At 41.2% G+C, this 20472-nt stretch carries 22 protein-coding genes; 18 read left to right on the forward strand and 4 right to left on the reverse strand.

Going from position 1 to position 20472, the window contains the following annotated elements; genetic code table 11:
- The first annotated feature begins 220 nt into the window (after positions 1-220).
- From ACSSWA_RS05645 to ACSSWA_RS05730, 18 genes are all read left to right on the forward strand, one after another.
- On the forward strand, positions 221-1495 hold the full coding sequence (locus ACSSWA_RS05645) for a TolC family protein (RefSeq protein WP_437355585.1): 1275 nt from the start codon (positions 221-223) through the stop codon (positions 1493-1495).
- The gene (locus ACSSWA_RS05650) at positions 1495-3189 is read left to right on the forward strand and encodes an efflux RND transporter periplasmic adaptor subunit (protein WP_437355586.1); all 1695 of its coding nucleotides are present in this window, start codon (positions 1495-1497) and stop codon (positions 3187-3189) included. The genes ACSSWA_RS05645 and ACSSWA_RS05650 overlap by 1 nt, the downstream gene beginning before the upstream one ends.
- A 14-nt stretch (positions 3190-3203) precedes the next feature.
- A complete protein-coding gene (locus ACSSWA_RS05655) occupies positions 3204-6386 on the forward strand; it encodes an efflux RND transporter permease subunit (protein WP_437355587.1) in 3183 nt (1060 codons plus the stop codon).
- A gap of 109 nt (positions 6387-6495) precedes the next feature.
- Positions 6496-6828, forward strand: a complete 333-nt coding sequence (locus ACSSWA_RS05660; protein WP_437355588.1) for a P-II family nitrogen regulator — start codon at positions 6496-6498, stop codon at positions 6826-6828.
- Positions 6829-7003: 175 nt separating this feature from the next.
- Positions 7004-7429, forward strand: coding sequence for a heavy metal-binding domain-containing protein (locus tag ACSSWA_RS05665; RefSeq protein ID WP_437355589.1), 426 nt, complete (start codon positions 7004-7006; stop codon positions 7427-7429).
- A 69-nt stretch (positions 7430-7498) separates the two neighbouring features.
- On the forward strand, positions 7499-7897 hold the full coding sequence (locus ACSSWA_RS05670) for a DUF1573 domain-containing protein (protein WP_437355590.1): 399 nt from the start codon (positions 7499-7501) through the stop codon (positions 7895-7897).
- A gap of 30 nt (positions 7898-7927) precedes the next feature.
- Positions 7928-8842, forward strand: coding sequence for a double zinc ribbon domain-containing protein (locus tag ACSSWA_RS05675; protein WP_437355591.1), 915 nt, complete (start codon positions 7928-7930; stop codon positions 8840-8842).
- 38 nt (positions 8843-8880) lie between these two features.
- On the forward strand, positions 8881-9540 hold the full coding sequence (locus ACSSWA_RS05680; RefSeq protein WP_437355592.1) for a Fe-S-containing protein: 660 nt from the start codon (positions 8881-8883) through the stop codon (positions 9538-9540).
- 2 nt (positions 9541-9542) lie between these two features.
- Entirely contained in the window at positions 9543-10703 is a 1161-nt protein-coding gene (locus ACSSWA_RS05685) for an ABC transporter permease (RefSeq protein ID WP_437355593.1), read from the forward strand.
- A gap of 12 nt (positions 10704-10715) precedes the next feature.
- On the forward strand, positions 10716-11423 hold the full coding sequence (locus tag ACSSWA_RS05690; protein WP_437355594.1) for an ABC transporter ATP-binding protein: 708 nt from the start codon (positions 10716-10718) through the stop codon (positions 11421-11423).
- A complete protein-coding gene (locus ACSSWA_RS05695) occupies positions 11420-12556 on the forward strand; it encodes a tetratricopeptide repeat protein (RefSeq protein WP_437355595.1) in 1137 nt (378 codons plus the stop codon). Before ACSSWA_RS05690 ends, ACSSWA_RS05695 begins: the two co-directional genes overlap by 4 nt.
- Before the next feature lie 14 nt (positions 12557-12570).
- Positions 12571-13125 carry a hypothetical protein gene (locus ACSSWA_RS05700; protein ID WP_437355596.1) on the forward strand — a complete coding sequence of 185 codons (555 nt, stop codon included), beginning with the start codon at positions 12571-12573 and terminating at the stop codon, positions 13123-13125.
- Between the two features lie 13 nt (positions 13126-13138).
- Positions 13139-13879 (forward strand): hypothetical protein, encoded by a 741-nt coding sequence (locus ACSSWA_RS05705; protein ID WP_437355597.1) that lies wholly within the window; start codon positions 13139-13141, stop codon positions 13877-13879.
- A gap of 23 nt (positions 13880-13902) precedes the next feature.
- Entirely contained in the window at positions 13903-14484 is a 582-nt protein-coding gene (locus ACSSWA_RS05710; protein ID WP_437355598.1) for a DUF2231 domain-containing protein, read from the forward strand.
- Positions 14485-14513: 29 nt separating this feature from the next.
- On the forward strand, positions 14514-14882 hold the full coding sequence (locus tag ACSSWA_RS05715; protein ID WP_437355599.1) for a hypothetical protein: 369 nt from the start codon (positions 14514-14516) through the stop codon (positions 14880-14882).
- A 95-nt stretch (positions 14883-14977) separates the two neighbouring features.
- Positions 14978-15289 (forward strand): PadR family transcriptional regulator, encoded by a 312-nt coding sequence (locus ACSSWA_RS05720; RefSeq protein WP_437355600.1) that lies wholly within the window; start codon positions 14978-14980, stop codon positions 15287-15289.
- Between the two features lie 12 nt (positions 15290-15301).
- Positions 15302-15934 carry a hypothetical protein gene (locus ACSSWA_RS05725; RefSeq protein WP_437355601.1) on the forward strand — a complete coding sequence of 211 codons (633 nt, stop codon included), beginning with the start codon at positions 15302-15304 and terminating at the stop codon, positions 15932-15934.
- The gene (locus ACSSWA_RS05730) at positions 15921-16223 is read left to right on the forward strand and encodes an ATP-binding protein (protein ID WP_437355602.1); all 303 of its coding nucleotides are present in this window, start codon (positions 15921-15923) and stop codon (positions 16221-16223) included. The genes ACSSWA_RS05725 and ACSSWA_RS05730 overlap by 14 nt, the downstream gene beginning before the upstream one ends.
- A gap of 194 nt (positions 16224-16417) precedes the next feature.
- Here the strand turns inward: ACSSWA_RS05730 and ACSSWA_RS05735 are convergent, their stop codons facing one another.
- Genes ACSSWA_RS05735 through ACSSWA_RS05750 form a run of 4 tightly spaced genes read right to left on the reverse strand, consistent with a single transcriptional unit; the run spans position 16418 to position 20472 of the window.
- Complete coding sequence (locus ACSSWA_RS05735) at positions 16418-16771, reverse strand: DsrE/DsrF/TusD sulfur relay family protein (protein WP_437355603.1); 354 nt, start codon at positions 16769-16771, stop codon at positions 16418-16420.
- A 15-nt stretch (positions 16772-16786) separates the two neighbouring features.
- Positions 16787-17353 carry a class I SAM-dependent methyltransferase gene (locus ACSSWA_RS05740; RefSeq protein ID WP_437355604.1) on the reverse strand — a complete coding sequence of 189 codons (567 nt, stop codon included), beginning with the start codon at positions 17351-17353 and terminating at the stop codon, positions 16787-16789.
- 41 nt (positions 17354-17394) lie between these two features.
- The gene (locus ACSSWA_RS05745) at positions 17395-17772 is read right to left on the reverse strand and encodes a cupredoxin domain-containing protein (RefSeq protein WP_014855467.1); all 378 of its coding nucleotides are present in this window, start codon (positions 17770-17772) and stop codon (positions 17395-17397) included.
- Between the two features lie 12 nt (positions 17773-17784).
- Complete coding sequence (locus ACSSWA_RS05750; protein ID WP_437355605.1) at positions 17785-20472, reverse strand: heavy metal translocating P-type ATPase; 2688 nt, start codon at positions 20470-20472, stop codon at positions 17785-17787.

A 20472-nucleotide genomic window follows, 5' to 3' on the forward strand; every position in this document is an offset into this window, starting at 1 on the left:
ATTTAAAAGAATTTAAATTTCTTTAAACACGGGTCGCATCAGCCTTTATTTTTGAGTAGTTTGTGCGCTTTCCCGTACGGCACGGCTTTTGCATTTATACCTGCCTATGATTAACGATCAATACATACAACTTTCATTAATGCTGCTCTATCTCGCTTTGATAGCGGCATTGTGCATTTTGATAACAAAAATCGGTAAAAAATAATAACGGGAAATTGTTATGACAAAAACCAAATTGCTTTTAATCTTGCTATTGTTTACCTATCCTCTTGCCGCTCAATCTTACGATTCAAATCTCGACAAACTTATCGGCGAGGCTATCAGGGTAAGTCCCAAACTAAAAATGCTTCGCGTCAAACAAAGCGTATCGGAATCGAGGATACCGCAGGTTTCAAATCTGCCCGATCCGACGCTAACATTCGGCGCAATGAACCTTCCGGTTAATTCATTTAAATTCACACAGGAGCCTATGACTTCCAAAATTATCGGTCTGAGTCAAGCCGTGCCGTTCCCCGGTAAATTAAGCGCAGCAGAAAAGGCGCAGGCTAAGGACGTCGAAATTAATCAGCAGGAAATTGACGACGCTGTTAACGAAATTATTAACGAAGTTAAAAAATACTATTACGACCTAAGATTCTATCGCGAAGCCATACGCATTGCCGACAAAAGCAAAAATTTGCTCGACAAAATCGCAGAGGTTGTAAGAACAAAGTACGCAGTTTCGAAAGCCAGTCAACAAAACCTGATACAAATTGAAGTGGAAATAACAAAAATAAACGATAAAATCGAAGAGTTGAAAAGCATGGAAAATTCGGCTTTAACGGCGTTAAACTCGCTATTGTTGAAAGAGCCGGCTTCTCCAATCGAGACCGATTCAATTCCCGGAATTCATAATTACGCAATTGATTTTAACGGACTGGTTAAAACCGCCGAAGAGAACAGACCATTTTTAAAAGGGATTCTTCTGGCAAAAGAAAAATCGAAACTGACGGAAGCTTTGTATGAGTACGAGTTTTATCCGAACTTCAACTTTTCAATTCAATACTCGCAGCGAGACAAAATTGCGGCTACGAACGCGCCTTTGAACGATTTTCTTTCTTTTGTAGTCGGATTGAACATTCCGCTCGACTACGGCGGGAAAAAATCATCTAAAGTGGAAGAAGCAAGATTAATGCAGCAACTTTATGCCGATCAGTATAATCTTGCTCTTCAAACGCTTTATAAAAATTTCGGAGCATTGCTGGCAAGACTAAACGAGTTCAAAGAAAGAGAAAAATTAATTGAGGACGGATTGCTGCCGCAAGCCGTTCAGTCATTGAACGCCGCGCTGGCAAACTATCAGGTCGGCGAAATCGATTTTATTAACGTTCTCGACGCTCAAAACAAAGTTTATGAAATCGAAACCAATCTTTACAAAATAAGAACTAATTTTTTTAAAGAAATATCTCAACTCGAATTCTTAACCGGTAAAAGAATCAATAAGGAGCAATTCTGATGAATAAGAAAATAATATTAATCGCATTGGTCGCGCTTGGAATAGCGGCAGCCGGATATTTTTTGTTTACGCAGGAAAAGAGCGTTCAAACAACCGAAAATAAAACTGAAGAAAAGCAGCTCTGGACGTGCGGAATGCACCCGGAAATTATTTTGGAAGAGCCGGGCGACTGCCCGATTTGCGGTATGAAATTAGTTCCTAAAAAAGGAACGGGCAAATCGAGCGGCGAAAGGAAAATTCTCTATTGGCGCGCACCGATGGATCCGAATGAAATTTACGACCATCCCGGCAAATCGAAAATGGGAATGGATCTGGTTCCGGTCTACGAAGACGAAGCCGGCTCCTCCGGTATTGTTACAATCGACCCGGCGGTAGTTCAAAACATGAACGTTAAGACCGAAAAAGTAAAATCGATGCGGCTTTCGAACATTGTCGTTACAAACGGAATTCTTACAACAAACGAACAAACCGATTACATAGTGACGACCAGGGTCAACGGATGGATTGAGAAATTGTATATTAACTATACCGGACAAAAAGTGCATAAAGGCGACCGGCTGATGGACATCTACTCGCCAGAACTTGTCGCAGCCCAGCAGGAATTACTGTCCGCTATCGCCTATAAAAACGCCGTCAGCAAAACGGACGTAAACGATATTCTCGAAAGCGGCGATATGCTCATCAAGAACGCTATCAGGAAACTGGAGCTTCTTGAAATGTCCGACCCGGACATTAAAAAACTGATTGAGACGAAAGAAGTTAAAACCTACGCTACTCTCTACGCTCAGAAAAACGGAACCGTAATTTCGAAAAATGTGCTCGAAGGACAAAAAGTTATGCCGGGCATGCCGCTGCTTCAAATTTCGGATTTATCGTTATTGTGGCTGACCGCGGATATTTACGAATACGAACTCTCAAAAATAGAGTTAGGATCGAAATCCGAAATCCGTTTTAATTTTCTGCCGGATAAAATATTTACAGGTAAAGTAAGCTTTATATATCCGACAATCGAGCCCAAAACAAGAACAGCAAAAGTCAGGCTCGACATACCGAATAAAAGCGACTTGTTAAAACCCGCCATGCTCGCAAATGTTACGATTTACGGCAAAGACCTGGGCGTTAAGCCCGTAGTGCCCGAAAACGCTGTAATTCGCAGCGGCAGAAAAGATATCGTTATCATATCGTTGGGCGAAGGAAAATTCAAACCGCAGGAGATAAAACTCGGCGGATATGCAGACGGATATTATCAGGTTCTCGGCGGTTTAACAGAAGGAACTACCATAGTTACATCCGCTCAGTTCCTCATCGATTCCGAAAGCAATTTAAGAGCGGCAGTCAGCCAGTTTACCTCCGCTTCCCCAGAAGATACCAAATCCCCGCAGGATTCTACGGCTTCCCACAATATGAATCACGAAATGAAGAGCGGCGGAACGCACGAAGCACACTCGCATGATAACATGAACGCCACCGGCATGGAAAACGGGAAAAAGAAGGAATCGATTGTGCGGGAAGGCGTTATCGATTTGAAAGCGATCGACAGGAATAAAGACGGAAAAGTATATCAGGATTTGATGGACTGGAACGTTATCTCGGACGAACCCGGAAGGTGTCCGCTATGTAATATGATTTTATCCGAAGTAACTATAGAAGAAGCAAAACAAAATTTAATCGAACACGGTTTCCAAGTTAAGTAAATAAGGAGCTCCAGATGTTTACCGATGAAAAACAAAAAGAAGGTTTAATTGCCAAATTAATAGAATGGTCTTTGAATAATAAGTTCTTGGTAATTCTTTTTACAGTGGCTTTAATCCTGGGAGGAATCTGGTCTGTTTTAAACACTAAAATAGACGCCATCCCCGATTTGAGCGACGTTCAGGTTATTATCTATACCGAATATCCGGGTCAGGGACCGCGAATCGTTGAAGACCAGGTAACTTATCCCCTTACGACTAAAATGCTGTCGGTGCCTTACGCAAAAGACGTGCGCGGTTATTCTTTTTTCGGGTTCTCGATGGTTTATATAATATTTGAAGACGGAACGGATATTTATTGGGCAAGGAGCCGGGTCCTGGAATATCTGTCGGGTCTCCGCAGTTCTCTGCCGCAGGGAGTGTCGCCCGAATTGGGACCGGACGCAACCGGCTTGGGATGGGTTTATCAATACGTACTGAATTCCGACAAAAGAAGTCTTCAGGAACTCCGTTCGATTCAGGATTATTTTCTCAAGTACGAGCTTTCTTCGATTCCGGGAGTATCCGAAGTTGCAAGCATCGGCGGATACGTAAAACAATATCAGGTCAACGTAGATCCTACAAAACTGGCTTCTTACAATATACCGCTTCAGAAAGTTAAGACCGCTATACAACGCAGTAACAACGACGTCGGCGGACGGCTCCTTGAAATGGGCGAAACCGAGTTTATGGTGCGCGGTCTCGGATACATAAAAAGCGTAGACGATCTGAAAAACGTTTCGATCGGAGTTTCTCCAACTACAGGAACGCCTATTTATCTTAAAGACATAGCCACAATAAACATAGGTCCCGAACTTCGCAGAGGACTTGCCGACTGGAACGGCGAAGGCGAAACAGTAGGAGGAATTATAGTATTGCGCTACGGCGAGGACGCTCTTACCGTTATAAACAAAGTAAAAGAGCGGCTTGAAGAACTCAAAAAATCATTGCCCGAAGACGTTAAAATAGAAACGGCTTACGACCGTTCGTCGTTGATTAATAGCGCCATCGACAATCTCAAAGGGAAATTACTTGAAGAAACGATTATAGTTGCGCTGGTAATAATTGCCTTTCTGCTCCATATCCGGAGTTCTTTCGTGGCAATTTTTACGCTGCCTACAGCCGTTCTCGTATCGTTCATACTAATGAAACTGCAGGGTATCAACGCAAACATAATGTCGCTCGGAGGCATAGCTATTGCAATTGGCGCTATGGTGGACGCGTCGATTGTTCTTGTTGAAAACGCCGCGAAGCACTTATCCGAAGAGTATGACAAGCCTCCGGAAAAGCAGAGACCTCACTGGAAGATTATTGCCGAGTCCGCCAAAGAAGTAGGACCTTCGATATTCTACTCGCTTCTAGTAATTACCATCTCCTTTCTGCCTGTCTTTACATTGGAACAGCAGGAAGGAAGATTGTTCAAACCGTTGGCGTTTACAAAAACGTACGCTATGGCGGGCGCGGCAATTCTTGCAGTTACAATCGTTCCTATATTGCTCGGTTATTTTGTGCGCGGACGTATGCGAAAAGAAGAAGACAATCCTATTACAAAAGTTCTAGTCAGACTGTATCATCCCATAGTCGATTTTGTAATGCGGAGAAGATGGTGGGTAATGTCCGGAGCTTTAGTAATAATTTTATTTACAATTTATCCTTATTCGAAATTAGGTTCGGAATTCATGCCTCCTTTATACGAAGGCGATTTGCTCTATATGCCGACCACTCTTCCCGGTATATCCGTTACCAAAGCAAGGGAGTTATTGCAGCAGACCGATAAAATAATCAAGTCGTTTCCCGAAGTCGAATCGGTATTCGGCAAAATAGGAAGAGCCGAAACGGCAACCGACCCTGCGCCGCTTACTATGGTGGAGACCACAATTCGATTGAAGCCCCGCGATCAATGGCGCGAGGGAATGACTCCCGATAAATTAGTCGAAGAACTCGACGCCGCTATAAAGATACCGGGTCTTACCAACGCATGGACTATGCCCATTAAAACCCGGATCGATATGCTTTCGACAGGGATAAAAACTCCCGTAGGAATTAAAATTGCCGGACCGGATTTAAATGTGCTGCAAAAACTCGGAAAAGAAGTTGAAGAAATCATGAAAACAGTCCCCGGCACGCGTTCTGCATACGCCGAAAGGTCGGTCGGAGGCAACTACGTCGATTTCAGGATTGACCGCGACGCTATCGCCAGATACGGTCTTACGGTTGGGGACGTCCAGGATGTATTTATGTCGGCTGTCGGCGGAATGAACATTACCAAAACAGTCGAAGGGCTGGAAAGATATCCGGTGAATCTCCGTTACATGCGCGATTACCGTGAAAACATCGACGCTTTAAAACGGGTGCTCGTGCCTCTTCCTTCCGGCGGAAATATACCTTTGGAACAGTTGGGTCAGATTGTAATCAAAAAGGGACCGCCGAGCATAAAATCCGAAAACGCGCGTCCAAACACGTGGGTTTATGTCGATTTGAATCAAGACGCCGATGTGGGCACATATATTAGCAGGGCAAAAGAAATAATCGGAGATAAATTGCAATTGCCCGCGGGATACTCGATCAAATGGTCGGGTCAGTATGAATACATGGAAAGATCTTCCAAACACCTTATGATGGTTGTGCCGCTTACTTTGTTAATTGTAATAGTGCTTCTGTACATGAATACCAAATCCGCATGGAAAACGGGCGTGGTATTGCTGGCGCTTCCTTTTTCAATGGTCGGAGCCGTCTGGTACTTATACCTCGCAGGTTTCAATCTGAGCGTAGCCGTTTGGGTTGGCATAATAGCGCTGCTGGGAGTAGACGCCGAGACAGGCGTTGTTATGCTTCTCTATCTCGATCTGGCATACGAAAAATACAAAAAGGAAGGAATGATGAAATCACTTTCCGACCTGCGCAATTCGATTTTTGAAGGCGCGGTTAAAAGAATTCGTCCGAAGATGATGACCGTAATGACCACTCTGCTCGGTTTGCTCCCTATTATAATAGGAATCGGCACCGGATCGGACGTAATGAAAAGAATTGCGGCTCCGATGGTAGGTGGTATTATAACCAGTATGATAATGGAACTTACGGTTTATCCTGCAATTTACTATACGATTAAAAGAAGAGAAGTAAGAAAAATGTTGAACGCCTCAGACAAAACCGAGGCTTGATATGTCAACTCTATTAATTTCTATACTGACGGCGGCGATAATAGCCGCCGTTATTATCAAAATAAGGAACATTAAAAAAAACAACTGCTGTCACTAAATCGGAGTTATTATGAAAGAGATAAAGGCTTATATAAGAAGAGAGCGCGCAGACTTAATAATTCAGAATCTCGAAAGCGCAGGAGTTAAGGGAATGACAGTTATCGACGTCTACGCTCTGTGCGAATGGGCTGACCAGGATTCTTTCAGTTATTCGATTGAATTCGTGGAAAAGTACTCGAAAGTTATAAAACTTGAAATCGTCTGCGACGACGAAGATGTAGAGAAACTTTCGGAAATAATTTTACGCTATGGACATACGGGAAAATCCGGCGACGGAATGATCTTCATATCCCCCGTCGAAACGTCCATAAAAATAAAAACAAAAGAAAAAAACAAAATTTAACATGAACTATAAATTATTAACCTTATTCGCGAAAGTAAAAAAGCGCACAGGCGAACGGGAATATTTCTGCAGTTATATAGCCCGCGACGGAAAGCCCGTTCAAGCCAGGATTACAAAATCCACGTACGATTTTTTAAAACAAAATTCATCTTCAAACAAAAAAAGGAGCTACAAAATGAAACGACTAAAATCGATCGACGCTGCCATACTGGCGCTAATTTTTGCCTTTGCATCTATTTCTTTTGCGCAAAGCAACTCAGATTCGACAAAATCGCAGCATAAAATGATGCACGACAAAAACCATAAAATGCATGAAATGATGAAGGATTCGGCAATGCACACCGAAACCATGGATATGCATAATATGAGGGGTTCCGATCATCATATGACGAAAAAAAGCCCGCTCATTCGCGAGGGAATAATCGACCTGGAGGCAATTGACGAAAACAAAGACGGCAAAGTCTTTCAGGACCAAATGGATTGGAACGTAATATCCGACAACCCCGGCAATTGCCCGATTTGCGAAATGAAGTTAAAAGAGACAACCCTCGATCAAGCCAAGAAAAAATTACTCGAACACGGCTATAAGGTAAAACAATAGAAAAAGGAGGCAGCCCGTTTTGCCGGGCTGCCCGTTTATTTAAATAGAAATTTATTCAAGGCAAATACCGTGAAAACAAAATTCACATTACCGCTGGCGGCAATAATTCTCTTGCTTCTCTCTTATAATCATGCTATCGCTCAAACCGCGTCTCCCAGAGCAACGGTCGAACCGGAAGCGTATGATTTTGGCGATATCGAAGGCGATTCTACCGTTACCGCATATTTCTTAATCAAAAACGCCGGAACAGACACGCTTCATATATTGAGCGCGCGAGCTTCATGCGGGTGTACGGCTGTTTTACCGGATAAACGCAAGCTTGCCCCAGGCGAAACAAGCAGTCTTAAAGTTTCTTTCAACCCAAAAGGAAAATCGGGCAAGCAACTAAAATACGTATATCTTGAAACGGACGACCCTCTTAATAAGAGACTGAAAATAACAATACATGCAAACATTACATCCAATTGACGTTTTAATAATTTTTATGAGAGGTCTTTTATGATTTGTAACAACTGCGGACTCAATAATAACGACGAAAACAAATTTTGCACTAATTGCGGCGTCGAACTTGAAAAAGCAACCGTCTCTTGCAACATGTGCGGCGCGGACAACGATTCTTCAAATACATATTGCGTATCGTGCGGAGCCAAAATCAAGGCGGCTGTACAGCAGGGCGAACTTCGGCGCAAGAAAAACAAACGCAATCCCTCAAAGACTATCAAAGGGAAACAACGCTCGAACAATTATAATATCGAGAAAAGACTGAATTTCAAACCATTAATAATAACGATAGGGGTTTTCGTCGCCTCTCTGGCAATATACACTATCATCGATAAAAATATAAATAAAGACAATCTTTACAAGCCTGCTAATTTTGAAATTAAGAGCGGCAATCCCGCCGTAGAGGCAAAAGTTTACGAGATCGCTTCTAAATTCGTTTGCTCTTGCGGCACCTGCGGTGAAGAATCGCTCGAGCTTTGTACGTGTCCCCGCGCCGCCGAGGAAAGGCAGTTTATCAGAGAATACGTCGAAAAAAATGCGAATTCATCCGACATAATAATGGCGCTTGCAAATAAATACGGATACCTTAAGTCTGAATACGCAAAAAGTTACAATGTGGATAAATCGCGAGTCTGGAATACTACGGAGATAAAATACCCTTCAAGCCCGGCTAAAGGAATTAACGCGAGCGCGCAAAGCGCAACTTTTGCCGACATAAATAATATTTATTCGGCTTTTAATTGTCCTTGCGGTCAATGCGGCATAGACGAACTTAAAGATTGCAATTGCAATCATCCGAACGGAGCGACGGAAGTCAAAAGATTCATTAGAGATAAGATTGCCGAGAACAAATATAGCGTCGATCAAATTATTGAGCTTGTAGATAAACGATACGGCGGAAAAAAAATATAATTACGCATTTGTAATTAAGAATAATAACGGAGTTAACCATGTCGATTAATAATTACTGTCCCGAATGCGGAAACAAGATTAACGAGTCGGTTATTTATTGCCCTAATTGCGGAAAAAAAATTCATAATGCCGAGAGCAAGCGCGATCGTATTATCGGCAAAACGAGCCGTCGCGGCAACAACCTGTACATAGCGGGAATTATAGTTCTTTTCGTAATATTCTTAATATATTACTTCAATTCCGAACCGAGCAAGGCATATTCAATAATAAAAGAACAACCTCGAGTGACCGACAATGTCGACTATCCTCAGAGCCGTTTCGATCATATAATAACCGTCGCTTTTGAAAAAGACGGAAAAATAATCATACCGCTTGAACTCGTTAAAGAGAATAAATTTGCGCGTTTTCAGGTGGCAGGTTTGCCTGAATCAACGCCGCCGATACTGGCTTACTTAACCGAAGACGGAAAAGTAGTAACCGCAATCAGCATGTGCGAGCCTTGCAACTCTACGGAATTTCACATACAAGGCGGCGACCTCGTATGCAACTCTTGCGGCACCACGTGGGACCTTAATAATCTGGACGCAATAAGCGGTTCATGCGGGAAATATCCTCCCGACCCTATTCCAAGCAAGATTGTCGGGAATGAAATTCAGATTGAGAAACAATTTGTAACAAACTGGAGAAGACGGGTCTGATTATGAAAATATATTCCATTGCATTACAGAGTATAAAAAGGAAAAAGTCAAAAACTATATTATTAATTGCGGGACTTTTGCTTTCAGTCGCCTCAGTAATAACAATTATGACGGTAAGTAAAAACATCAACGAAAATGTAGCCGCGGCGCTTGACGAATACGGGGCAAATATACTAGTGACGCCAAAATCGGACAATCTTTCATTAAATTACGCGGGCATTTCGATAAGCAGCACATCGTACGAGTCCCACGAGCTCAACAACGAAGACATAATTAAAATAAGAAACATAAAAAACAAAAAGAACATAAGCATTGTAGCGCCCAAACTTTTTGTACTCACAGAGATATCAGGCAAAAATGTAATTGTAGCGGGAATTAAAACAAATGAGGAATTCAGACTAAAAAAATGGTGGAAGCTGCGCGGGAAAAAACCAGACGCGTCAGACGAAATCTTTATCGGGGCTAATCTGGCGGGATTATTGTCTGTTAGACACAATGACACGCTTACCATATCCGGCGAAAAATTTATAATAACGGGCGTATTAGAAAAAACCGGGGCGCAAGACGACGGTATGCTCTTTATGTCGGTCGATAAAGCTCAATCGCTTTTTTCGAAAGGCAATAAAATCAGTCTTATTGAGATAGCTGCGCTATGCTACGATTGCCCAATTGACGAAATTGTCAGCCAAATTTCTGCGAAGCTGCCGGGCGCGTCCGTTATGCCCATCAAGCAAGCTATCGAATCCAAAATGACAGCCATTCATCGCTTCGAGCACTTTTCCCTCGGCGTATCGGCAATTATACTTATAATAAGCATATTGATTGTTTTCACAAATATTAACGCTTCGGTAAACGAAAGAACGCGGGAAATCGGAATTTTTCAAGCTGTCGGTTTCAGAAGAATTCATATTATGCAGATTATTCTGCTTGAAGTGATAATGATAAGTCTGACGGCGGGCGCGCTTGGCTACATAACCGGAATTTTAGCGGCTAAATTCATCGTTCCAATTCTCTCAATGAATTCAAACGTCAGCGTCGGTTACGATATTAATATCTTATTTCTATCACTTATTTTCTCGGTCTTACTCGGCATGCTCGGAGGATTTTATCCCGCCTACAGAGCGACGAGATTGGACCCAACCGCCGCATTCAGAGCATTATAAAGGAATATGGTTATGAATTTTATTGAAATTAAAAATCTTGTAAAACAGTATTATACGGGCGCTGAAGAAGTGCGAGCCGTAAACGACATCTCTATGAATATTCAGAAAAATGAATTCATTATATTGCTTGGACAATCCGGGTCAGGAAAAAGCACGCTTTTAACGGCTATCGGAGGACTAAACAAACCGACATCCGGCAGCGTCATTGTTGATCAAATAGATATATACCGTCTTAACAATTCGCGTCGCGCCGACTTCCGTAAAGAATATATCGGATTCATATTCCAAAATTTCCAATTGATGCCTTACCTGACCGTAGAAGAAAACATTATGATGCCCTTGTCAATTACGGAATTAAGTTCCGAAGAACAAAGAGCAAGAGTAGACGCCTTAATAAAAAAAGTAAGTTTAACGGGCAAATCCAAGAGATTAATCCACGAATTAAGCGGCGGAGAACAACAAAGAGTCGCTATTGCAAGAGCGCTCGTAAACGATCCTCTGATAATATTGGCGGACGAGCCGACGGGCAATTTGGATTCACGCACCGGAGCGGCAATTATGGATTTGTTTTCGGAACTAAACGACGAAGGGAAAACGATTATAATTGTCACTCACAATAAAGAATACGTCCATTACTCAACGAAGTGCGTAGAGCTGCACGACGGCTCCGTCAAAAATATTGAAATCTTCAAAAACGCTACGGCGCCGGCGGAAATATGAAAGCATGTCTTAACATAGCGTTCATTTTTGCGCTTCTGGCGCATCCCGTCTTTACTTACGCCCAAATTCGACCCGACAGCGCAAATAGTTCAACCTCAGTAAACGATTCGCTCCTCTTTAATACGAATAACTCGGCGGCTCGCCCAAAAGAAAACGATTCAATATACGTTCAATCAGGAAATTTCTTTTTTGAAAAGAATATGTATCGCGAAGCAGCTGAACAATATTACGCCGCATACAGACTCAATCCCGAAAATAAGCCCTTAAAATTCAGACTGGCAGAAACCTATTATCTATTAAACGATTTTAAAGAGGCGAAAGAATTATTCGAAGAACTTCAGTATGAAACGGAAGACAACGCAATAATACCGGAATATCTGGGACAGATTGCAATAGCCGAAAGAGATTATCCTTCTATAAAAAAATATTTTAATCGTATCCTCGAAATTGACTCGACAAATATGGACGCCCTGAATACTCTGGGAACGCTGGCAATGTTCAACGACGATAACTATACGGCGGAAGTTTTATTGAGGAAATCGGTTGAATTCCATCCGAGAAATATCAACGGACTGTATAATCTCGGAACGCTTTATTTATTAAATAACCGCTTTAATCAAGCGGAGGAATATCTTTTAAAGGCGTATTTTATTGACAGTCTGGATTCGAAAATAACGTACACGCTTGGATTGCTTTACATTGGCTTAGAAAGATACATAAAAGCCGAGCGATTTCTTAATATTTCTCTTTCTCTCCTGCAAAATAACCCGGACGCCTGGATAGCTCTGTATATTACGCAAAAAAAACTTAACAAACTCAAGGACGCCCGAAACGCTATAGAAAAGATAGAAGAACTTTTTCCCGACAATGCGCACATAAATCTATTGAAAGCCGACTATTATTATTCAACAAACGACTTAAACGAAGCAATCTATTACGCCGAAAAAGAAATTAAAAATAATCCCGAACAGATAATAGGCTATCAAATACTTTCAACTCTATATAGACTGGCGGGCAAACCGGAAAAAGCCGGATATTATAAAAACATTATAAACAATAAGCCGCGATTATTGGATTCGATAGCCGTTCCTATAATAAATTATTTAGACATAGCGCTGATAATAACAAATTAACTTGAGGTAATTTTATGAAAAAACTACCGCTAATATTAACCGTTTCGCTTTTATTTCTGGCTGGCTGTATGACTCCGGGATTTCATATGATAGGGATGCACTCGTCCGATAACGAAACGACAGCCGTCGCTCCTATTTTCAAAGAAGTTATTTATAACGAATATAAGTTCAGCGCGGAATTTTCAACCGACTTCCAAACTAATCAGTCACATTACAGCCTGGAAATTTTCAATCTTTCCTCCGAAGATATGGTAACTGATGCCGAAGTGCGGTTTGAAGTATTAAAGATTAGCGAGCCTCAGGAAAGGCTCTTTGCAAAACCGTTATACTCCGACGGCTTAAAAAGGTTTTCCGTCAGCCGCCCAATTGAATCGGATCGTCAAATCGTAGGGCGGTTTTTAGTATACGCCGTCGAAGGAAAACAATTAGAAACTCCGCTGGAAATTTCTTTCGATTTTGATAAAATTCATTATAAACACAATCACGTCAGGGAGAACGGAATAAGCGAATGGTGGTATATAGGCGCCGCCGGCATGGCTGTAATGATGTTTCTATGGCATATATTTTAGAGCTCTTTTATCGATGCAAAGCTTAAAAATCACATATTTATTACCGTTTCTATTCTTTTTCATGTTTTTTTATCAAATAGCGGCAGTCGCCCAGAACGGGTGGTCGTTTACAACGCAAGTGGAATACACAGGTATTAGAAACGGCGTCATTAACAATACTATTCGAATAAGCGGCGCAGGCAATTGGAATATTGCGCATTCTACAGAACTAATATACGCCAGGGATAAAATCAACTCTTCAGCAAACGATGTTTTGACGGCTCGGAATATCCTTTACAATTTCCCCGCAAGCTCATTATATGGAGACGCGGAATCAAACGGCGACGACGAAATGAATTCCGTTACGACTGCGATTAATTCCTATGCCAGGCTTCCTTTTGTGTTTTGCAACGAATATCGAGGCGATTATGAATATGGCTTTTCATTTACAATCCGAAAATATTTCGCTAATATGTGCGGATTCGGAGGCGCCGGCTACATAATAATCAACAGCGCATCACATCTCGAATTCAACAGGGCGGCTGCATACGGAATCGGTATCGGCAAACGCTTCTACGATAAAACAATTAACGTCTATGTTTATCTGCACGGTTATAAAGCATACGACAATTTTTTCGATAACGCGGAATTCATATCTTGGGGAGTAAATTATAATTTTTCGTCACGCACGACTTTTTTCCTCTTAAGCACGCTTGAAGTAAGCGAAATCTTCTCCGAGTACTCGTTTTCATACGGTCTTAAATGGAGTTTATAATAATTAACAAAAAAGGAGCGTTTATGAATAAATTATTAATTATTTTACTTGCGCCAATATTAATAACGGCGCATGAAGGACACCAAAACAGCAAACCCGACACCGTCACAACTGTTAACGGGGACACCATCGCAATTAACGGGAAGCCCGTTTCCGCCCTCGCCGAAAAACCTAACGCGAACGGCTCCGAAGCGGAAGAGAAAACTTTCGAGTTGGATATTAGAAAATCATTATTTTCGCACCTGCACAACAAATTAGTTCATTTTCCAATAGCCTTTTCTCTTGCCGCACTTTTACTTATGTTTTTTTATCTAAAAGACGAGCGTTATAGACCCGCTTTGCTTGCGCTCGTATCATTGGCGTTCTTAACGGCGGTGGGAGCCTATTTTACAGGCGAACAACAGAAAGCGGCGTTTGAAAATACAAGCCGGTGGTGGGTAGCCGATTTACACGAGCTGTTCGGAATCATTACGTCCGTAACAATATTATTTTGGTTAATTTCTCTTTTATCCGTCAGATACAAAAAGATAACTATAATTTTATCTTTAGTCGTCGCCGCTCTTGTATTTGTAACGGGCCTTTTAGGCGGAACGTTAGCGCATTAAACAAACATTCTAATATACGACATAACTCGATGGAACTAACATATAAAGACAAAAGCGAATTTCTCAGGGGCTTTTTGACGCTAATCAGAAAAGACGGCGCCATTTGCAATTACGAGCGAAAGATGGCTTTAATAATCGGCAGACATTTCGGTTTCGCCGAGGATTTTTGTATTGAAGCGTTGGACACTCTGCTCGAAAACGAATACATTTCCGAAGCCCCTCCCGTTTTTTCCAATAGGGAAGTCGCGCGTTATTTTATAAGCGAAACATACAATATCCTTGAGCAAATACACGAGCTGAGCTTAGCGGAACTAAAATGGCTCGATTCGGTATTGCAAGCAAATCACATCGACAGGCGCAACTTCCCATTTTTGCTTCAACTGTCGGAAAATTACTAAAAGTCTGCAAACGCCGGGAAATATATTTTTATGTAAATATCGCTTGCCTATATCGTTCTACGATATTATGTTTCGATATCATAAAGGAATTTATTATGGAAGACAAATTATTAAAAGATTTGTTTTTGGGTTTTATCAAAGTGCATATTCTTCATCACGCATATAAAGAGCGAATTTACGGACAGGAATTTAACGAGGAATTGAAACGGCACGGCTATCACATTTCATACGGAACTCTATACCCAATATTTCACAAGCTTGAAGAGCAGGGATATTTAATATCCGAAACCGAAAATGTTAACGGAAAAATACGCCGTTATTATTCCATTACAAAAAACGGCAAAAAAATTTTAGAAAAAGCCAAACAACAGGCAAAAGAACTTGTTGACGAATTATACGAAAAATAAAAAGGGGGATAAATGAACGCTTACAAAGCGCTCGAAATATGGACGGCTCAAACGCTGCTCGATTTAGGAATTCTTTTTTCAATTATCTCGGCTTTACTTCATATAGGCAGACCATATTTTGAACGAATCTTATCAAGAATGACTTTGAGAGTAGCCGCCGATCTCTGGTGGTTAATCTACATTATTCTCAGAGACGGACTGCTGTTTTTTTCCGTACTCTTTATTTTCTTAAATGTGAATCTCGATTTGATGGCAGATATTAAAATCGGTTTGCCATTCGTGCCGTTTGGTATGGTGGTTTTAGTAATTTCTCTCATTATAAAAGTATTCAGAAACACTGAAGATTATAATAAGCTGTCGAAAATAAATAACTACATTATAGCATTCGGAGCCTTTCTGAATTTTATTGGTTATGTGCTGGTGATGGAAGCTCCCGGAGACGAATATCCGGCAGCCAAACAGCCTTTCTGGCAAATAATGAAATCTCTTCGTTCAAATCTTAATCCCGAACTTTCTACCGTAGTTTTTTACATAACCTTTGTATTGCTATTTCTAACATTTACTGCGGCGTTATATTATTTCTCCCGACAATTTAGAAATAATACTACTGACAAAATAAAGGGAAAAGAAAATGTACAGGCTTAAGTTAAACGCAAAAGACTGCGTCTCCTGCGGTATATGTATGGATGTCTGTTTAACAAATGCAATCGACATGAGAATTCACAGAGGAAAAACTATTGAAGGTAATTATTTGTCATATCTTGAATTCAACGATAAAACCAATAAAGAATTATTACCGGAGAAAATGATGACATTCCCTTTCATGAAAAACTCAGAATTGTGCAACGGCTGTATGGTTTGCGTTGAGGAATGTCCTACTTCCGCAATTGCTATCGACTTACATATTAAAGCATATAATTCGTTAACCCACTGAAACGGCACTTAAATGCCTTTTTTCTTGTTTACGTCCGGTATTCTTCCGAGATAATTTGATAAAAGACGCCTGACTTATCGGATAAGCGCAAAATGCATAAGCTCTTATTATAGTAAGATCCCACGCATTACAGAGGCAATTTCTTTCCGAAAAGCAATATTTTCAAATGTACATTTAATTTATTCGACTATACATTAGAATACCAGCACTTTATCCGAATCCATTGTCCATGCAGCTAATTCTGCCATTGTGCTTATTTGACATCCTTCAATTAAAGGAAGATTTTTTATGCCTCGTGCATCAGCACAGGTGCCGCAAATTTTTACTTTTCCTCCTTTTGAAATAACAGACTTTAACATTCTTTCAATATTGTAATAACCATTTGGCGTAGTTTGATTTGGCAATGCGCAAGTTGCAGCGTCTGCCATCAAAAATATTCTAGCTTCCGTATCGGGAAAATCTTTTTGAACTTGCATTGCCAGTCGAAGTGCATTGTATGCTTTTTCTGTTCCATACGGCGCGTCGTTGATGATGATTAAATACTTCATTGTCTCTCCTTTGATTTACTTGTATGCAATAATTCCATAATGATATGGAGGTAGCGATATTTCTTTATTAATGATTTTAAAATTTGCTTTCAACAGCCATTCAACACATTGAAGCGGTGTTGGACGTATCTCCAGTGATGGACCTCGTGGAGTAATTGATGAATGTATCCAGTGAATAATTCCAACTTTACCTTTTGGTTCTAAAATTCGATAAGCTTCATTTAAAAGAATTAATGGATTTTCCGCATGTAGAATATTAAAAAGCATAACATAATCAACCGAGTTATCTTCCATTCCAGTTCCTTCATTTACAAAATCACGTTTTATTACTTTTATATTTGAAATATTTTCTGCTGTAATTCTTTCTTTCAACCGATTAATCATTTCATCATCGATATCAATAGCATACAAAGTACCCTTAATAATTTTTGCCGCGGGAATTGAAAAAGTTCCGTAGCCCGAACCAAATTCAACCACGTCAAAAATTGTTTCATCTAGATGAAGCTTAGAAAAAATAAATTGAATATCAAAAAAAGATTCCCAATAGGATTCTTCCGGCATTCCGCTTTCTCTGATTTTCATCAAAGTCTTCAAACTCTCTTATATTTAAGCAACAAAAGTAACTATTTCACAATCAACTTCCCTTTAACCATTCCCATACCGCACTGAAAAACGTACTCGCCCGGTTTGTCTATTTTTAATTCAACCGGGATGGTTTTAAATGGAGTTAAAGTCGCGCGTTTATTGAAATCGGAAAACACAACTTCTTCGGTACAGCTGGCGGTTTCTTCTCTTATGAAATTGAGTCTGATTGGTTTACCGGCTTCGAAAATTAAAACATCGGGCGTGTATCCGCCTTTTACATTTATTACCGCTTCCTGAATTCCGGATTCGCTTGCTTCAACTTTAACCGCCTTTTTCTCGGAGAACCAGAAATACCAGGCTACAAGCGCGGAAAGTCCCAATCCTCCGAAAAGTACAATTATCTGGTCGATAGTCATTTTATTTTCTCCTTATAATTTTGGTCTAAATCTTCTCAGACGGTTGGCATTTGTAACTACCGTTACTGAACTGAAAGCCATTGCAGCGCCCGCTATAATAGGCGATAACAATATACCGAAGAAAGGATAAAGCATTCCGGCAGCTATCGGTATTCCGATCCCATTATAGAAAAATGAACCGAATAAATTTTCTTTAATATTTTTCATCGTCGCTTTCGAAAGTTGAATAGCCGTAACCACGCCTTTAAGACTTCCTTTAATAAGTGTAATATCCGAAGCTTCGATTGCAACATCAGTTCCGGTTCCAATTGCAAGACCGATATCTGCCTGCGCGAGAGCGGGCGCGTCGTTTATACCGTCGCCGACCATTGCGACTTTTTTCCCTTCGTTCTGAAGTTTCTGAACATTAAAAGCTTTGTCTTCCGGCAGAACTTCCGCAAGCACTCTGTCGATACCGACCTGTCGCGCAATAGCGTTAGCCGTTCGACTATTGTCGCCGGTTATCATCACAACTTCAAGTCCCATCTTTTTCAATTGAGCAATAGCATCTTTAGAATCTTTTTTAATTACGTCGGCTACGGCTACGATTCCGGCTGCTTTATTGTCAATTGCGACATACATCGGAGTTTTGCCTTCGTCAGCCAGGCTTTCGCTTACGGATTGCAGTTCGCCCAGATCGATATTGAATTTCTTCATTAATTTCAGATTGCCCAAAAGAACTTTTCTTCCGTTAATCTCCGCTTCGATGCCATGCCCGGGAATAGCATTAAAGTTTTTCGGATCGTACAATTCAAGATTTTTATCCGCTGCGCCTTTGACAATCGCTTCCGCAAGCGGGTGCTCCGAAGCTTTTTCGGCGCTGGCGCTCAACGCAAGAACGGTATTTTTGTCAAAGCCGTTAACGGCGATTACATCAGTTAACGAAGGCTTTCCTTCGGTTATTGTTCCGGTTTTATCGAGAACAATCGTATCGAGTTTTTGAGCCGTTTCCAACGCTTCGCCGCTTCTGATCAATATTCCGTTTTCCGCGCCTTTACCTACTCCAACCATGAGCGATATAGGCGTTGCCAATCCCAGAGCGCAAGGGCATGCAATTACAAGAACAGTAACAAATACAATCAAAGCGTAGACTAATTGAGGCTCGGGACCGAAGATATACCAGACGACAAAAGATAAAATTGCCAGTATAATTACCGCCGGCACAAAATAGCCCGATACCTGATCGACAATTCTTTGTATAGGAGCTTTAGAACTCTGAGCTTGCTCAACCATCTGAATTATTTGAGCAAGCGCCGTATCCTTTCCAACTTTTGTAGCTTTGAATTTGAACGAGCCTGTTTTGTTGATTGTAGCGCCTATAACTTCGTCGCCCGCATGTTTTTCCACGGGAATCGGTTCGCCCGTAATCATCGATTCGTCAATTGAAGAAGAGCCTTCAATAACAATACCGTCGACAGGAATTTTCTCTCCCGGTCTTACGATTATTATGTCGTCCAGAACTACTTCTTCAACGGGAATATCGACTTCTTTGCCGTCTCTAATAACCCGAGCTGTTTTTGCCTGAAGACCGATTAATTTTTTTATGGCTTCGGAGCTTTTCCCTTTAGCTTTAATTTCAAGCGCCATTCCAAGCACAACCAGAGCCACAACCACAAAGACGACGTCATAGAATTGATCTGCCAATTCCGCTTTGGGAAAGAGAGAAGGGAAATAAGTAGCTATTGTAGAATAAATCCACGCGGCGGAAATTCCGATTGCAATCAATGTATGCATATTCGCAGATCGATTTTTAAAAGCCGACCAGGCTCCGGTAAAAAATTGAGAACCCGACCAGAACATAACCGGCAAAGCAAGCAAGCCCATCGCCATCCATATGTAACGCAGAGTTTCGCTTCCGCGCTGAAATTCGGCCGGCAATCCCCACAGAGTAGGATAACTAAAAAACACAACCGGGATTGCCAGTATGCCTGCGAATATGAATTTTTTCATTAACGTTTTATATTCTTTTTCGCGGGCAATCTGATTTTCGTCAACCGGTTCTCCTTCTTTAGCCTTATCCGGTTTTACCCCTGCGGTATCGAACGTTTCATATCCTAATTTTTCTATTACCTTCTTAATGTCCGCGACTTTAATCATTCCGGGTATATAATTTATAACCGCCGATTCGGTCGCAAGGTCGACGCTTGCCGAGATTACGCCTTTCGTTTCTTTCAACTCTTTTTCAATTTTAGTGACGCACGAAGCGCAATGCATTCCGCCGATTCCCAACTTAAGTACGGAGCGACCTGTTTTATATCCCGCTTTTTTAATCGCTTCGATTATATCGTCCGTTTTTACGCTTTCAGAATCGTAGTCGACGTATGCAGTAGCGGTAGCGTAATTTACTACCGCCGATTTAACGCCGGGGAGTTTTTTAACCTCTTTTTCGATTGTAAGGGCGCAGGTCGAGCAATGCATATCAACGATTGGAAGTTGCGCTTTTTGAAGTCCGTATAACGTAGATCTGTACGAAGGCCCGTCGTCTTCGGATTTATTTATATAAGACTCCGGGTTAAGAGCAAACTTTTGCCGGCAATCTTCCGAACAAAACTCAAATATTTTTCCATTTAATTCCAGGTAAAACTGCGAAGGGCTTTTAACCTGCATTCCGCAAACGGGGTCGTAAGCAATATTTTTTTTCGTGTTTCGAGTGCTTTCCAT

Origin of the sequence: Melioribacter sp. Ez-97 (assembly GCF_051488665.1) — a bacterium.
GTDB lineage: Bacteria > Bacteroidota > Ignavibacteria > Ignavibacteriales > Melioribacteraceae > Melioribacter.

What these genes read in the sequence shown, in the direction of transcription:
- ACSSWA_RS05645 (WP_437355585.1), top strand. Translation starts at nt 221, where the DNA reads ATGACAAAAACCAAATTGCTTTTAATCTTGCTATTGTTTACCTATCCT.
- ACSSWA_RS05650 (WP_437355586.1), top strand. Translation starts at nt 1,495, where the DNA reads ATGAATAAGAAAATAATATTAATCGCATTGGTCGCGCTTGGAATAGCG.
- ACSSWA_RS05655 (WP_437355587.1), top strand. Translation starts at nt 3,204, where the DNA reads ATGTTTACCGATGAAAAACAAAAAGAAGGTTTAATTGCCAAATTAATA.
- ACSSWA_RS05660 (WP_437355588.1), top strand. Translation starts at nt 6,496, where the DNA reads ATGAAAGAGATAAAGGCTTATATAAGAAGAGAGCGCGCAGACTTAATA.
- ACSSWA_RS05665 (WP_437355589.1), top strand. Translation starts at nt 7,004, where the DNA reads ATGAAACGACTAAAATCGATCGACGCTGCCATACTGGCGCTAATTTTT.
- ACSSWA_RS05675 (WP_437355591.1), top strand. Translation starts at nt 7,928, where the DNA reads ATGATTTGTAACAACTGCGGACTCAATAATAACGACGAAAACAAATTT.
- ACSSWA_RS05680 (WP_437355592.1), top strand. Translation starts at nt 8,881, where the DNA reads ATGTCGATTAATAATTACTGTCCCGAATGCGGAAACAAGATTAACGAG.
- ACSSWA_RS05685 (WP_437355593.1), top strand. Translation starts at nt 9,543, where the DNA reads ATGAAAATATATTCCATTGCATTACAGAGTATAAAAAGGAAAAAGTCA.
- ACSSWA_RS05690 (WP_437355594.1), top strand. Translation starts at nt 10,716, where the DNA reads ATGAATTTTATTGAAATTAAAAATCTTGTAAAACAGTATTATACGGGC.
- ACSSWA_RS05695 (WP_437355595.1), top strand. Translation starts at nt 11,420, where the DNA reads ATGAAAGCATGTCTTAACATAGCGTTCATTTTTGCGCTTCTGGCGCAT.
- ACSSWA_RS05700 (WP_437355596.1), top strand. Translation starts at nt 12,571, where the DNA reads ATGAAAAAACTACCGCTAATATTAACCGTTTCGCTTTTATTTCTGGCT.
- ACSSWA_RS05705 (WP_437355597.1), top strand. Translation starts at nt 13,139, where the DNA reads ATGCAAAGCTTAAAAATCACATATTTATTACCGTTTCTATTCTTTTTC.
- ACSSWA_RS05710 (WP_437355598.1), top strand. Translation starts at nt 13,903, where the DNA reads ATGAATAAATTATTAATTATTTTACTTGCGCCAATATTAATAACGGCG.
- ACSSWA_RS05715 (WP_437355599.1), top strand. Translation starts at nt 14,514, where the DNA reads ATGGAACTAACATATAAAGACAAAAGCGAATTTCTCAGGGGCTTTTTG.
- ACSSWA_RS05720 (WP_437355600.1), top strand. Translation starts at nt 14,978, where the DNA reads ATGGAAGACAAATTATTAAAAGATTTGTTTTTGGGTTTTATCAAAGTG.
- ACSSWA_RS05725 (WP_437355601.1), top strand. Translation starts at nt 15,302, where the DNA reads ATGAACGCTTACAAAGCGCTCGAAATATGGACGGCTCAAACGCTGCTC.
- ACSSWA_RS05730 (WP_437355602.1), top strand. Translation starts at nt 15,921, where the DNA reads ATGTACAGGCTTAAGTTAAACGCAAAAGACTGCGTCTCCTGCGGTATA.
- ACSSWA_RS05735 (WP_437355603.1), bottom strand. Translation starts at nt 16,771, where the DNA reads ATGAAGTATTTAATCATCATCAACGACGCGCCGTATGGAACAGAAAAA.
- ACSSWA_RS05740 (WP_437355604.1), bottom strand. Translation starts at nt 17,353, where the DNA reads ATGAAAATCAGAGAAAGCGGAATGCCGGAAGAATCCTATTGGGAATCT.
- ACSSWA_RS05745 (WP_014855467.1), bottom strand. Translation starts at nt 17,772, where the DNA reads ATGACTATCGACCAGATAATTGTACTTTTCGGAGGATTGGGACTTTCC.
- ACSSWA_RS05750 (WP_437355605.1), bottom strand. Translation starts at nt 20,472, where the DNA reads ATGGAAAGCACTCGAAACACGAAAAAAAATATTGCTTACGACCCCGTT.